Origin of the sequence: Streptomyces sp. HUAS CB01, assembly GCF_030406905.1 — a bacterium.
GTDB lineage: Bacteria > Actinomycetota > Actinomycetes > Streptomycetales > Streptomycetaceae > Streptomyces > Streptomyces chengbuensis.
In genome coordinates this window covers 3,458,123-3,470,786 of record NZ_CP129137.1, presented here as the reverse complement: position 1 = coordinate 3,470,786, position 12,664 = coordinate 3,458,123, and the positions used below count along the sequence as shown (strand labels likewise).

The following is a 12,664-nucleotide window of genomic DNA, read 5'->3' as shown; positions in this document are numbered from 1 at the left end:
TGGGGAGGGGACCGGGGATGCGGACGATCTGGCTCACCGGCGCCGAATGGCTCGCCGTCCTGCGCATCGGCCTCGGCCTGTGGTGGCTGGAGAGCTGGAGGCACAAGGACAGGAAGGGCTGGTTCGAGCGCGGCACCGGCATCGCCTGGGCCGCCGATGTCGCCGCGAAGCACCGCTGGACGGCGGTCAGGTCCGGATTCGACCGGATCGTCGCCCCGCGCCCCAAGGCGATGGCGTACATCGTCGTCTACGCCGAACTCGCCCTCGGCCTCGGCCTGATCACCGGGTTCCTCACCCCGGTCGCCCTGATCGGAGGGCTGGTCCTCAATCTCCTCTACCTGGTCCTGATGATCCACGACTGGGCCGAGCAGGGGCAGAACGCGATGATGGCGCTTGTCTCGCTCGTCGCGCTGCTCGCCGTGTCGTGGCAGACCTGGTCCCTCGACAGCGTGCTGGGACTGTTCCTGTGAGCCCGCGCGGGAACGGCGACGGGAGCAGTGCCGGCGGGACGGCCGCGACCCCCGCAGGGGCGGCTGCGCCCCCCGACCGGAGTGCGGTCCCGGCGGACCGGGGCGCGGTTCCGGCGGAGCGGACCGCGGCGACCCCCGACATCGACGACTTCACCCGCCCATGGTGGAACGCCGCCGCCGAGGGCCGCCTGCTGATCCGCCGCTGCGGCGCGTGCGGTCGCGCCCACCACTACCCGCGCGAGTTCTGCCCGTACTGCTGGAGCGAGGACGTCACCTGGGAGCGCACCGGCGGCCGGGCGACCCTCTACACCTGGTCCGTCGTCCACCGGAACGATCTTCCGCCCTTCGGCGCCCGCACGCCCTACACCGCCGCCGTCGTCGATCTCGCCGAGGGGCCTCGGATGATGACCGAGATCGTCGGGTGCGCGGAGGCGGACCTGCGCATCGGCATGGAGCTGGAGGTCTCCTTCCGGGAGGAGGGCGGGGGAGTGGTGGTGCCGGTGTTCCGCCCGGCGCCGGACGTCAGCCGGAGGGCTCGGCCATCCGGCGCATGACGGCGACGGGAAGCGTCGGGCTGACCAGGGCGTCACGGACCGTCCTCAGGTCCCGCAGCAGCCGCACCAGCGTGCGCGCGGGCAACCGCCCGTGCCGCACCGCCGTCACGCGCACCCATTCGTGCGGGTCGTCGAGCAAGGGCACCGCCGACGCCGTCGACAGCCGCGGGTCCTCCGCCGCCCGGCGCCGCACCTCCCAGTGGGGATCCCGGCTGAAGCGCTCCACCAGCTCGGGCGTCGAGTCCGGATCGTCCAACGCCGGCTGACGCAGCCGGTGATGCGGATCGTCCGCGTACCGGAGAAGATCCCGGCGCGGGAAGTTCGGGTGCGAGCGGGGCCTCCCCGGGAAGCTGAGGCTGCCGTCCCACCACAGCCACACCTCCAGCAGCACGGACGCGGGCGCGTCGTCGCAGGACTCGGCCAGGAACAGCCGCACGACCCGGTCCTCGTCCCGGGCCAGGCGCTCGACGACATCCGGCGGGAGACGCTTCGCCCGCGCGGCACTGCTGCGCAGCAGGAGATGGGACGAGGCCGCGCAGCGGCGCATGGCCTCCGGATCGTCGTGCAGCGCATGGACCCAGGGCAGCGTGTGCCGCATACATCTGCTGGGGTCGGTGCGGACGAGGAACCATCTGACGGTGCAGGTGATGCCGATGGAACGGGAGGTGCACGCAGGACTGAGTGGGCCGATGCAACTGCTGAGCACCCGCCAAGGGCGGAATCCGGGGTATACGGAGGGGCACGGCGGAGCTACGTTGATCTCCAAGCCGGACGAGGTCAACCGGCCGTTCGACCTCTTCGGGGCACTGCGGGCCCAGGCCCTCACGCCCTGGGAGTCGGTGGAACTGATCGAGAGGATGGCGGCGAGACCGTGAACCCCGACCTGGTGTGGTTCAAGAGCAGTTACAGCGACAACGAGGGCGGCGCCTGCCCCCACACCGTCCACGTCCGCGACTCCAAGGTGCCCAGCGGTCCCATGCTCACCGTCGCCCCGGCCGCCTGGGCCGCGTTCGTCGCCACGACCGCCGCCCCGCGCCCGGCCCGGTAGCTCGCGCCGTGCGTGTGGTGACGTGGAACGTGTGGTGGCGCTTCGGGCCCTGGGAGAAGCGGCGGCACGCGATCCTGGCCGTCCTGCGCGAGCTGAGGCCCGATGTCGTCGGCCTCCAGGAGGTGTGGGCGACGGGCGACGAGAACCTGGCGCAGTGGCTCGCCGGGGAGCTGGGGCTCCACTGGGCATGGGCGGCGTCCGACGCGCCGCAGCGGTGGCAGAAGAGGAACGGCGAGCCGGACGTCGACTTCGGCAACGCCGTGCTCAGCCGCTGGCCGATCGCCGGCCGCGAGGTCCTGCGGCTGCCGTCGAACACGAGGTACGAGGACGGCCGCCTCGTGCTCCACACCCGGCTGGACGTGCCCGGCGGCCCGCCCGTGCCGTTCTTCACCACCCATCTGACCTCGGACCCCGACGCGTCGGCCGTGCGCTCGGCACAGGTGCGCGAGCTGGTCGGTTTCGTCGCCCGGCACCGGGGCGACGGCCCCCACCCGCCGGTGATCACCGGGGACTTCAACGCCTGGTCGGACTCCGACGAGATCCGGCTGCTCGGCGGACTCAGGACCGCGCCAGCCGTCGCGGGGCAGGTGTTCCTGGACGCCTGGGAGTACGCGGACCCGTCGGCCCCGTCCGCGACCTGGGACACGGCCAACCCGTACCTGTCCGGCTTCGGGCCGAGCGTCCGCATCGACTACATCCACGTCGGTCCGCCCGGACCGGGCGGGCTCGGACACGTGCGCTCCGTCCGGCGGGCGGGCTTCGGACCGGTGGACGGCGTCTGGCCGTCCGACCACGCGGCGGTCGTCGCCGACCTCGTGACCGCCGAGGGCTGACGGCACCGGCCTCGGCCCCGCACCGCGCAGCCCGGCCGGCAGGGGACCACGCCTGGGCCGGTACGACGCGGCGCTGGAGTTCCGGATCGTCGACGGGTACGTCGACGCGCTGCCGTGGCGCCACTGGACCGACCCGGCCGCCGTCTCCTGCGACTGGCGGGAGCGCGCGGTGCGGGGCGCGCGCAAGCGCTGAACGCCGAGCGCCGAACCCGGAGTCCGCGCCCGGCGGGACCGGCCGGCGGCCGGGCCTCGGACGTGACGTGGGGCCTCCCGTAACGGAAGGCCCCACGTCGTCCGACCGGGTGGTGTCGCCGTGCGTCAGAAGCGGTCGCGCATCCCCGGGATCCCCGGAGGCGTCGGCAGCGGAAGCTGCAGCCGGTCCTTGCGCTGGCCGGCCGGCGTCCGGCAGGTCACGTCCTTCGCCGGGAGCCGGCCCGTCGTCAGATAGGCGGTGGCCGTCTTGTCCGCGCAGGACCTGGAGCCGTAGATGCCGTGGCCCTCGCCGCCGAGGACGGTGACCATGCGGGAGCCCTTCATGGCCCGGCGCAGGCCCTGACCGCTGGTCAGCGGGGTCTGGGAGTCCCACTCGTTCTGCAGGACGAGCGCGCCCACCTTGTTGTCGATCCGGGTGGCCTGCTCGGGGCCGTTCTTCCAGAACGCACACGGCTTGATGTTGGACGCGAAGTCGCCGTACAGCGGGTACTTGGCCTTGTCGCGGACGGCGTCACGGCGGTACTGCTCGGGGTCGCGCGGCCAGGAGCGGGTGTCGGCGCACACCACGGCCCAGAAGCTCGCGTCCCCGTTGTCCGAGGGCACGGCGCGGGCGAACGACGGCGGGACGGGGCTCGGCGACGAGCCGCGCTCGCGGGACGGCGCGGGCTTCCTGCCCGCGGCCGCCTTCTTCAGGTCGGCGATCTGCTGGGCGGCGACGTCCGCGTCGAAGAAGACCGCCCGCCCGGCGCGGATGTCGTCGCCGGTCAGGCTCATCCCTTCGAAGTCGATGGGCTTGCGGTCGGCCTGGGCGACCAGGTCCCAGAAGGTCTTGCGGACCTTGGCCGGGGTGTCACCGAGCTTGTACTGTGCGTGCCGCTTCGCGGTCCATTCGCTCCAGTGCGTGAACGCGGGCTCGGCCCCCTCCGCCCACACCTGGATCATGCCCCGCCAGATCCGCTGCGGGTCGACGGCGCTGTCCAGCACGAACCGGTCGGCACGCTTGGGGAACATCTGCGTGTAGACGGCGCCGAGGTAGGTGCCGTACGAGTACCCCAGGTAGGAGATCTTCTTCTCGCCCAGCACGGCGCGGACGACGTCCATGTCGCGGGCGGTGTTGCGGGTGGTGAAGTGCAGCAGCGCGTCGCCGCCCTTGGCCCGGCACTTCTCGGCGACCGTGCGGGCCCACTTCACGTCCTTGGCGAACGTCGCCGCCTTGTAGGGCCGTTCCCAGTTCCGTTCGCCGTCCTTCAGCCCGCAGCTGACCGGGGAGCTCTGGCCGACGCCCCGCGGGTCGAACCCGATGAGGTCGTACTGCTTCTTCACCGACGCGGGCAGTTCGCTCGCCAGGTAGAGCGGCATGCTCAGGCCCTCGCCGCCGGGGCCGCCGGGGTTGAGCAGCAGCACTCCGCGCCGCTCCCTGGTACTGGTGGCCTTCATCCGCGACACCGCGACGTCGATCTTCTTGCCGCCGGGGCGGCCGTAGTCGAGCGGCACCTTGATCGTCGCGCACTGGTAGCCCGCCGGGCTCTGGGCGTCGCAGCGCTTCCAGCGCGGCTTCTGCTGCGTGTACTGCTTCAGCGGGTCCGCGGCGACGGGGGCCTTGGGCGCCGGGGCGGCCGCCGAGGCCACGGCGGGCGTGAGCGCGGGGACGAGGGTCGCGACGGCACTGACGGCCAGAACGGGGGCTATTCGTCTGCTTCGCACCATGTTGGCGGTCCTTGAGAAGGGGGGTGGTCGATTCCCACCCACCCTTTCGCAGGCCGCAGTTGGGGGAATCCCTCGCCGGGCCCGAGATCGGTCCGACCGCAGGAGTAGGGGACGGCGCCACGAATGGTTCCCCGGGTTGAGAACGGAAACCACCGATTTGCCGTCGGGGGTCGGCATGCGTCGGACGAACACCCGGCCGACGGGCGGGACTCGACGCCTCGCGGGGGAGCCCGGCGAGAGCCGCTCCGACGCCGACGCGAGACGGCGTCCGTCTCACGGCGGGGTGTCCGTCAGGGCAGTGGAGGTGTCTCCGCGCCCTCGAGCACGAGCCGCAGCGCGCACTGGTCCTCCGGTACGACGAGCACCTGCCGGCCCCAGTGGGCGCTGAGCCCGGCCGCCACGTCGACCAACCGCCGCCGCCCCTCCGGCGTGTACGCCGGGAAGCGCGCCCAGCCACGGTCGGCGACGGCGTTCCCCGGTTCGGGGAAGAGGACCGCGCGGGCCCGCCGCTCCTCGTCCTCGGTGAGCGGGGTCGGACCGTGCTCCCGCTCCTCGCCCCGCACCCGCACGTCGCGGAGGTCCCGCACCGGCGCGGCCGCGTCCACCTCCCGGCCCGTCCCCGCTACGGCCACAGCAGCTCCCGCACCCACGCGTCCGCTTCGCCCTCGCGCCGGTAGCGCAGCCGGACGTGCCGGCGGCGGGCGTCCCCCTGGAAGAACTCCACCACGGACGGGACGAGCACGTACACCGTCCAGGTCTCCACCGACGCCTCCGGATCGGCCTCCGCGCGCTCCCACGCGGCCGCGCTCGCCCGTCGCAACTCCTCCTGCGAGCCCAGCACCTCGCTCTGCCGGCCGACGAGCGCCGCCGCCAGCGCGCCGGTGGACCGGGCGTGCAGATCGGCGTACGCCTCCTCAGGGGTGCCCGACACGACCCGGCCGCGGACGCGTACCTGCCGGCCGTGCACGGGCCAGTAGAAGCCGAGCGCGGCCTCCGGGCGGGACGCGAGCTGGCGGCCCTTGGCGCTGGTCGCGTGGGTGGCGAAGTGCCAGCCGTCGGCGTCCGCGTCGTGCAGCACCAGCGTCCGCAGGTCGGGACGGGCGTCCTGGTCCACGGTGGCGAGGGTCATGGTGTGCGGCTCGGGCTGACCGGCGGCCGCGGCCTCCACGAACCATCGGTGGAACAGCGGCAGCGGCTCCGCGGGGGCGCCGTCCGGGTCGAAGCGCGGCAGGTCCGTGTCCCAGACCTTCAGCGACCTGAGCAGCTCACGGAACTCTCGGGCGGTGCCGTCGCCGCCGGGCTCGTGCGTCATGCCCCGATCATCACACCCGCCCCAGGTCGGACGACAGCCACCGCTGCGGCCGCATCCGGAGCACGACGGTCTCCCCGTGGTCCTTCAGGGCGAACTCGACATAGCCGTCGACCTTGTCCGCCGGCAGATAGCGGGCGGCGAGCTCACGCAGCGCCGCCTCGGTGCCGGGCTCCGTCGCCGTGACGGGCCCTTCGACCTGCACGTACCGGACCGTGGGGTCCAGCCGGTCGACCATCAGCGAGAACCGTCCCGCGGCGCCGATCAGCCGGTGCTTGCGGGAGTCACGGCCCGTCAGGATCCAGACGTCACCGCCGGGCTCGTACTGGTACCAGATCGGCACGGTCAGAGGCGCCCGGTCCTTCTCACCTGAGTCGATCGCGATCGCCGCGACATGCGGCTCTGCCAGGAACTGCTCACGCTCTTCGCGACTGAGGGCCACCGGAGTCTCCTTACGGGCTCGTGAACGGTCTGCGGGCGAGTGGACCGCCTCTCCCACTGTGCCCGAACCCCCGCCCGCACCGGCCCTGGACGCGCGGGAACCGGCCACGCGCCCGGGGCCGGGGAAGCCGTGCTGCGGCACCGCGGGGCTGGGGAGTCCGGGGCTTCGGGGCGCTGGTGCACCGGGCTGCGGGACCTTCTCGTGCACCGGCCTCCGGGACCCTCTCGTGCACCGGGCTCCGGGCCCCCGCGCCGCCCTGGCCGGTGTGGTTCAGCGGCCCAGCACCACGGTCCCCGAGGAGCAGAACCAGCCGCCGGTGCCCGAGGCCACGGCCAGCTCCGGGACGCTGCCGTCGGCCCGCCGCACCTGGTGCCCCCCGGCCTCCCCGCGCAGTTGGCGCACCGCCTCGACCAGCAGGAACAGGCCGCGCATGCCCGGATGGCAGGCGGACAGCCCACCGCCGTCGGTGTTCACCGGCAGTTCCCCCTTCAGGCCCAGCCTGCCCTTCCCGACGAACTCCCCGCCTTCTCCCTTCGCGCAGAAACCCAGGTCCTCCAGCGTCACGAGCGTCATGTAGGTGAAGGCGTCGTAGACCTCGGCGATGTCGATGTCCCCCGGGCGCACGCCGGCCCGTTCGAACGCCAGCCGCCCGCTGACCGCGGCCGGGGAGACCGTGAAGTCGTCCCACTCCGACATCGTGGTGTGGGACACGTGCTCACCGGTGCCGAGGACCCACACCGGTGCCTTGGCGGTGTCCGGCACGTACTCCTCCGCCGCGAGCAGCACCGCACAGCCGCCGTCACTGCGGATGCAGCAGTGCAGCTTGGTGAACGGATCGGCGATGACCGGCCCGGACAGCACGTCGTCCACGGTGATCGGGTCGCGGAACATCGCGTCCGGGTTGTGGGAGGCGTTCGCCCGCGCCTGGACGGCGACCTCGGCCAGCTGCTCCTCCGTCGTACCGTACTCGTGCATGTGACGCCGGGCCGCCATGGCGTACTTGGCGATCAGCGTGTGCCCGTACGGCACCTCGAACTGCAGCGGCCCGCGTGCGCCGAAGGAGAGGTCGGAGGTGCGCCGGCCCGCGCGGATGTCGGCGCGGGCCGTCGAACCGTAGACGAGGAGTACCGCGTTCGCGTGGCCGGCGGCGACGGCGTCGGCGGCATGAGCGGCCATGACCTCCCAGGTGGCGCCGCCGACGGCGGTCGAGTCCACCCAGCGCGGCCGGAGTCCCAGGTACTCGGCGACCTCGGCGGGGGCGAGGGTGCCCAGCCCGGCCGAGGCCAGGCCGTCGACGACGTCCCGGCCGAGACCCGAGTCGGCGAGGGCACGACGGGCGGCCTGGGCGTGCAGGGCGTACGGGGTGGGGCCGTCGACGCGACCGCAGTCCGAGAGGGATATGCCGACGACGGCGACCTTGCGGGGATGGCGCTGACTCCGAGGCATGTATCTGACGGTACATCAGATGCAGGGGGTCGGCGGTACCCTCGGGGCATGGCCCGATCCGCTGCGGAAGACGTCGACGGCTACCTCGCGGAGGTCGCCGATCCCGACCGGTCGACCGCCCTCGTGCGCATCCGCGAACTGTGCCTGACCGAGCTGGGCGACCACGAGGAGGTCATGGCGTACGGGATGCCCGCGTACCGCAGGCCGGGCGGGGAACCCGAGATCGCCTTCGCCGACCAGAAGCAGTACGTCTCCTTCTATCTGATGCGCCCCGACGTCCGGGACGCCTTCGAGGCGCGGCTCGCGGACCAGGACATGGGCAAGGGGTGCCTGCGCTTCCGCCGCACCGAGGGGATCGACTTCGACCTCGTGCGGGACCTGCTGAAGGCGGTCGCGGCGGCGCCCGGCGGGATCTGCTGAGCCGGGCGCTGCGGGCGGCCGGCACGCGGCACCCCCGCGCCCGGCCCTCACCCCGTACGCCCCGCTCTGGGCATCTGCGCCCCCCACCCCTAACATGACGGCCCGTCAGACGTCGAGGGGAGCCCCGATGGACGCCGCCTTCACCGCGGAGCAGTCCGAGATCCGACGCACCTTGCGCGCCGCGTTCGCGAAAGGCGTGCCGCCGGGGCCGCCGGGACGGGACGGCAGCGCGCCCGCCGCCGGGGCCGGGCCGGGTTACGACCCCGCCCTGTGGTCGCGGCTGGCCGGCGGACTCGGGCTGCCCGGACTGGCCCTGGAGGAGAAGTACGGCGGCGTCGGCTGCGGAACCACGGAGCTCGCCCTCGCCCTCGAGGAGACCGGCCGCGCACTCGTACCGCTGCCGCTGTTCGCGACCTCCGGCCTCGCCGCCCCACTGATCACCGCGCTCGGTACCGAACGCCAGCGTGCCGCGCTCCTGCCGGGCATCGCCGACGGCTCGCTGACCGCCGCCGTCTGCGTACCCGGCACCGCCCTCGCCACCGCCCTCGCGCTCACCGGCGGCGACCCGGACGGCACCTGGGCCGGCGGCGGCCGTGCCGGCGGCATCCAGGCCCGGCCCGACGGCCACGGCGGATGGCGGCTCTACGGGGAGGCCGCGCAGGTCCTGGACGGGCACAGCGCCGGGCTCCTCCTCGTCGCCGCGCACACCGGCGGTTTCACCCGCGGCCGCGCCCTCCTCTTCCTCGTCCGCGGTCAGGACGCCGACGGCCTGCGCCGCACCCGGTGGACCGCGCTCGACGAGACCCGGCCGCAGGCCCGCGTCCAGCTCCGCGACACCCGGGCCGAACTGCTCGGCGACGACCCCGACGCGGACGTGCCCGCCGCACTCGCCGCCACCGGCCGCACCGCCGGGGCGCTGCTCGCCGCCGAGGCCGTCGGCGCGGCCCAGGCCGCGCTCGACCGCACCGTGGAGCATGTCAAGGACCGGCGGCAGTTCGGCCGGCCCGTCGGCTCCTTCCAGGCGGTCAAGCACCGCCTCGCCGACCTGTACGTACGCGTCCAGGCGGCCCGGTCCGCCGCGTACTACGCCGCCTGGGACCCGCGCGAGGGCGCGCTCGCCCTCGCCCAGTGCCTGGAGGCGCTGCGGACCGTCGCCGGTGAGGCGATCCAGCTGCACGGCGGAATCGGCTTCACCTGGGAGCACGAGGCCCATCTGTACTTCAAGCGGGCCGCCTCCGACGAACTGCTCTTCGGCCCCGTCCACCGGCTTCGCGCACGGGCGGCGGAGACGGGGGACCTGTTCGCCCCGGCTCCCCCCGCCGCCGCCCCCCTCCCCGTCTCGGTCCCGGCCCCCGCCGACGGCTCCCTACGCCGGGCCGGGGCGGGACCGGGGCACGCCGGACGAGAGGCGGCGGGCGTCTGATGCGCACCGGGATCCGCACGGTCCAGAAGATCTCCTCGACCCGCGTCTTCGCGCGCCTCGCCCCGCACGTCATCCCCGCCCTGGACCGGGCCGTCCATCGGCTCACCCGGGGGAAGGTGCTGCTCAGCGCCCGGATGCTGCCGGGGCTCGTGCTGACCGCGCGCGGCGCGAGGAGCGGGCTTCCGCGCCGTACGCCGCTCGCGTGCATGCCGGAGGAGGCCACCGGCACCTGGATCCTCGTCGGCTCCAACTTCGGCAGGCCCGGCCATCCGGCCTGGACGGGAAATCTCCTCGCGCACCCGGAGGCGGAGATCAGCTGGCGGGGCGGGGACGTGCCGGTACGGGCGGAACTGCTGACCGGTGAGGAACGCGCGGCGGCCTGGGACGCGGCACTCGCCTTCTGGCCGCCGTACGCGACGTACCAGGCGAGGGTGGAGCGGGAGATCCGGCTGTTCCGGCTGACGCGGCGGAACCCCGACGGGGACTGACGGCGGCGGGGCAGACGCGCGGCGAACGGCCCGGTGGATCCGGAAGCCCGCAGAGTGACCGGCACGGCGCGGAGGGCCGTGGCGGAGGTCCCGGCGCGGAAGGCCGTGGGGTGAAGGCGCGAACGGAGGGACGTCGTGAGGGCGATGCACGCGACGCGGAGGGTACGGCGCGTGAAGGCACGGCGCGTGGAAGGCACGGCGCGTGGAAGGCACGGCGCGTGAAGGAACGACGGCGTCGGGCACCGGCGGTGGCGAACGGGCGTGCCTGTGACAGGACTTGGCGCGAGCGCGCCCGTCATCGCGGCCCGTCCGCTACTTCGTCGGCTTCCTGCCCGTGATGCCCAGGTGCACCAACAGCGCCAGGTTGGGCTTCAGTTCGGCCTGCTTGACGCCCCAGGTCTGGAAGCCCTTCTGGTGCGAGGCCACCGACGCCAGCATGGCGACCAGCGAACCCGACACCGCCATCGGGCTGACGTCCTTGTCGACCTTGCCCTTGGACTGGAGCTCCTTCACCGCGTCCGCGAGGGAGTTGGTGACCGAGTTCAGGATCTTCATGCGGATCTTGTAGAACCGCTTGTCGCCCTCGGCCGCGCCGAGGTCGACCACGCGGAGGATCGCGTCGTGCTTGCGCCAGAAGTCGAGGAATCCCTCGACGAGTTGCTCGGCGGTCTGCCAGGCCGACTTGCCGACCCAGGAGCGGCCCGCGACCAGTTCCGTCAATGCCGCGCCCTCCGTGGCCATTTCCTCCGCGAGCTCGAGGACCGCGCCCTCGACGTCCGGGAAGTACTGGTAGAAGGTCGCGGGCGAGGTCCCCGCTTTCCGGGCCACATCGATGACCTTGACGTCCCGGTACGGCGAGGAGCTGAGCATCTCGCTGAGACAGTCGAGCAGCTTCTGCCGCGTCGCCTGTCCGCGACGGCCGGCGACCCGGCCGTCGACAGTGCGTACTTGTCCTGTCATGCCGTCAGCTTACCGAGGGGTGATCGGCGCGCGATTCGGCCGACTGCAAATGGGGTGCTCCCGCACCGTCCCCCGGGTGGGGCAACAGTGTTATCAACAGCCTGTGGATAATTTCGGTGGACAACTCAACGAACGGCCCCCCTCTGCGTGCGGCGCATGTCACAGTCCGATTGACTGTGAGTGACGTCACATCCCGCGGAGAGGGCTCCGCGCCGCGGAATCCGCACCCGGAACCCGCCCCCGCGGGCCCGCGCCGACGAAGGGGCCGGACCATGGCCGCATTCACCGAGGGCATGCCCTGCTGGGTGGACGCCCAGCTGCCCGACCTCGAAGCGGGCAAGCGCTTCTACGGCGAACTGTTCGGCTGGACGTACCGCGAGAAAAGCGCTGATCGCGGCCCCTACCCGCACTACACCGACGCCCTGCGGGACGGGAAACCCGTCGCCGCCCTCGCCTCCAAGAGCGACGGCCGCATGCCCACCACCTGGGGCGTCTACTTCGCCACCGACGACGCCGCCGCCACCGCCCGCACGATCAGGGACGCCGGCGGCCAGGTGATCACCACCCCCACGCCCGTCGACGGCCTCGGCACCGTCGTCCTCGCCGCCGACCCCGCGGGCGCCGTCTTCGGCCTCTGGCAGAAGGGCGAACGTGACGGCTTCGCGCTTCAGGGCAAGCCCGGATCGTTCTGCTGGACCGAGGTCTACACACGGGACAAGGACGCCGTCGACCCCTTCTACCGGGAAGTGTTCGGCTTCCAGGGCACCCCGCTGCCCGACGACACCGTCGACTACCTGATGTGGTCGCCCGCCGGGACCGAGCCCGGCGAGGACACCGCCGTCGGCGCCCGCAGCGTCATCACCGACGCCTTCCCGGTGGAGATGCCCGGCCACTTCCTCGTCTACTTCTCCGTCGACGACACCGACGCCACCGTGGAGCTCGCCACCCGGCTCGGCGCCCGCGTCACCACGCCGCCCTTCGACATCCCCTACGGACGTATGGCCGTCCTCACCGACGACCAGGGCGCGGCCTTCGCGGTCCTGGCCGAACCCCGGCCCGCATCCGGGCCGGCATCGGGGCCCGCGGCTCAGTCCGAACAGACGTCCGAACAGGCGTCGGAGCGGACAGGGCGAGCGCCCCGAGGCCCACGCGAACAGCAGGCCGAACGGCAACCCGAACGGCAACCCGAACGGCAACCCGGTCCCGCGACGTAACCCCGCGACCCCGGCCCGGCCGAACCGCGCCCCGACCGCCCCGGCGGCACCCCAGCCCGCCCCACCATCGAACACCCGGCCGACTCCACCACCGAACGCCAGACCGACACCCCCGGCCGCCCCGCCCACTGCCCCCC

General features: G+C 73.4%; 16 protein-coding genes. 9 read left to right on the top strand and 7 right to left on the bottom strand.

Annotation, left to right across the window (positions count from 1 at the left end):
• Positions 1 to 17 precede the first annotated feature (17 nt).
• Both QRN89_RS15280 and QRN89_RS15275 read left to right on the top strand, forming a co-directional pair.
• Positions 18 to 470 (top strand): DoxX family protein, encoded by a 453-nt coding sequence (locus tag QRN89_RS15280; protein ID WP_290349950.1) that lies wholly within the window; start codon positions 18 to 20, stop codon positions 468 to 470.
• Between the two features lie 140 nt (positions 471 to 610).
• The gene (locus QRN89_RS15275; protein WP_290353717.1) at positions 611 to 1,024 is read left to right on the top strand and encodes a Zn-ribbon domain-containing OB-fold protein; all 414 of its coding nucleotides are present in this window, start codon (positions 611 to 613) and stop codon (positions 1,022 to 1,024) included.
• Here QRN89_RS15275 and QRN89_RS15270 read toward each other — a convergent pair.
• Positions 993 to 1,622: a hypothetical protein gene (locus tag QRN89_RS15270; RefSeq protein WP_356948705.1), complete on the bottom strand. Its 630-nt coding sequence runs from the start codon at positions 1,620 to 1,622 to the stop codon at positions 993 to 995. The genes QRN89_RS15275 and QRN89_RS15270 overlap by 32 nt on opposite strands.
• On the opposite strand from QRN89_RS15270, the gene QRN89_RS15265 reads away from it, so the two are divergent.
• Genes QRN89_RS15265 through QRN89_RS15255 form a run of 3 tightly spaced genes read left to right on the top strand, consistent with a single transcriptional unit; the run spans position 1,570 to position 2,905 of the window.
• Positions 1,570 to 1,899, top strand: a complete 330-nt coding sequence (locus QRN89_RS15265; protein ID WP_356948636.1) for a Scr1 family TA system antitoxin-like transcriptional regulator — start codon at positions 1,570 to 1,572, stop codon at positions 1,897 to 1,899. The two genes, QRN89_RS15270 and QRN89_RS15265, sit on opposite strands and share 53 nt — an antisense overlap.
• A complete protein-coding gene (locus QRN89_RS15260; RefSeq protein WP_290349949.1) occupies positions 1,896 to 2,072 on the top strand; it encodes a DUF397 domain-containing protein in 177 nt (58 codons plus the stop codon). The genes QRN89_RS15265 and QRN89_RS15260 overlap by 4 nt, the downstream gene beginning before the upstream one ends.
• Positions 2,073 to 2,080: 8 nt before the next feature.
• Positions 2,081 to 2,905, top strand: coding sequence for an endonuclease/exonuclease/phosphatase family protein (locus QRN89_RS15255; RefSeq protein ID WP_290349948.1), 825 nt, complete (start codon positions 2,081 to 2,083; stop codon positions 2,903 to 2,905).
• Between the two features lie 318 nt (positions 2,906 to 3,223).
• On the opposite strand, the gene QRN89_RS15250 is transcribed toward QRN89_RS15255, so the two are convergent.
• From QRN89_RS15250 to QRN89_RS15230, 5 genes are all read right to left on the bottom strand, one after another.
• Positions 3,224 to 4,825 (bottom strand): alpha/beta hydrolase, encoded by a 1,602-nt coding sequence (locus QRN89_RS15250; protein WP_290349947.1) that lies wholly within the window; start codon positions 4,823 to 4,825, stop codon positions 3,224 to 3,226.
• A gap of 290 nt (positions 4,826 to 5,115) precedes the next feature.
• A complete protein-coding gene (locus tag QRN89_RS15245; protein ID WP_290349946.1) occupies positions 5,116 to 5,457 on the bottom strand; it encodes a hypothetical protein in 342 nt (113 codons plus the stop codon).
• Positions 5,448 to 6,137: a pyridoxine/pyridoxamine 5'-phosphate oxidase gene (locus QRN89_RS15240; RefSeq protein ID WP_290349945.1), complete on the bottom strand. Its 690-nt coding sequence runs from the start codon at positions 6,135 to 6,137 to the stop codon at positions 5,448 to 5,450. The genes QRN89_RS15245 and QRN89_RS15240 overlap by 10 nt, the downstream gene beginning before the upstream one ends.
• A gap of 10 nt (positions 6,138 to 6,147) precedes the next feature.
• Positions 6,148 to 6,576 carry a pyridoxamine 5'-phosphate oxidase family protein gene (locus QRN89_RS15235; protein WP_290349944.1) on the bottom strand — a complete coding sequence of 143 codons (429 nt, stop codon included), beginning with the start codon at positions 6,574 to 6,576 and terminating at the stop codon, positions 6,148 to 6,150.
• A 270-nt stretch (positions 6,577 to 6,846) separates the two neighbouring features.
• The gene (locus QRN89_RS15230; RefSeq protein ID WP_290349943.1) at positions 6,847 to 8,022 is read right to left on the bottom strand and encodes a thiolase C-terminal domain-containing protein; all 1,176 of its coding nucleotides are present in this window, start codon (positions 8,020 to 8,022) and stop codon (positions 6,847 to 6,849) included.
• Between the two features lie 48 nt (positions 8,023 to 8,070).
• Between QRN89_RS15230 and QRN89_RS15225 the strand changes: the two genes are divergently transcribed.
• From QRN89_RS15225 to QRN89_RS15215, 3 genes are all read left to right on the top strand, one after another.
• The gene (locus QRN89_RS15225; protein ID WP_290349942.1) at positions 8,071 to 8,442 is read left to right on the top strand and encodes an iron chaperone; all 372 of its coding nucleotides are present in this window, start codon (positions 8,071 to 8,073) and stop codon (positions 8,440 to 8,442) included.
• A 127-nt stretch (positions 8,443 to 8,569) separates the two neighbouring features.
• Complete coding sequence (locus QRN89_RS15220; RefSeq protein ID WP_290349941.1) at positions 8,570 to 9,865, top strand: acyl-CoA dehydrogenase family protein; 1,296 nt, start codon at positions 8,570 to 8,572, stop codon at positions 9,863 to 9,865.
• Positions 9,865 to 10,353, top strand: coding sequence for a nitroreductase family deazaflavin-dependent oxidoreductase (locus QRN89_RS15215; protein ID WP_290349940.1), 489 nt, complete (start codon positions 9,865 to 9,867; stop codon positions 10,351 to 10,353). Before QRN89_RS15220 ends, QRN89_RS15215 begins: the two co-directional genes overlap by 1 nt.
• Before the next feature lie 312 nt (positions 10,354 to 10,665).
• On the opposite strand, the gene QRN89_RS15210 is transcribed toward QRN89_RS15215, so the two are convergent.
• Positions 10,666 to 11,313 carry a TetR family transcriptional regulator gene (locus QRN89_RS15210; RefSeq protein ID WP_290349939.1) on the bottom strand — a complete coding sequence of 216 codons (648 nt, stop codon included), beginning with the start codon at positions 11,311 to 11,313 and terminating at the stop codon, positions 10,666 to 10,668.
• 272 nt (positions 11,314 to 11,585) lie between these two features.
• Here QRN89_RS15210 and kbpA point away from each other — a divergent pair, with 272 nt between their 5' ends.
• Positions 11,586 to 12,527, top strand: coding sequence for an AfsK-binding protein KbpA (gene kbpA, locus QRN89_RS15205; RefSeq protein WP_290349938.1), 942 nt, complete (start codon positions 11,586 to 11,588; stop codon positions 12,525 to 12,527).
• Positions 12,528 to 12,664: the final 137 nt, after the last annotated feature.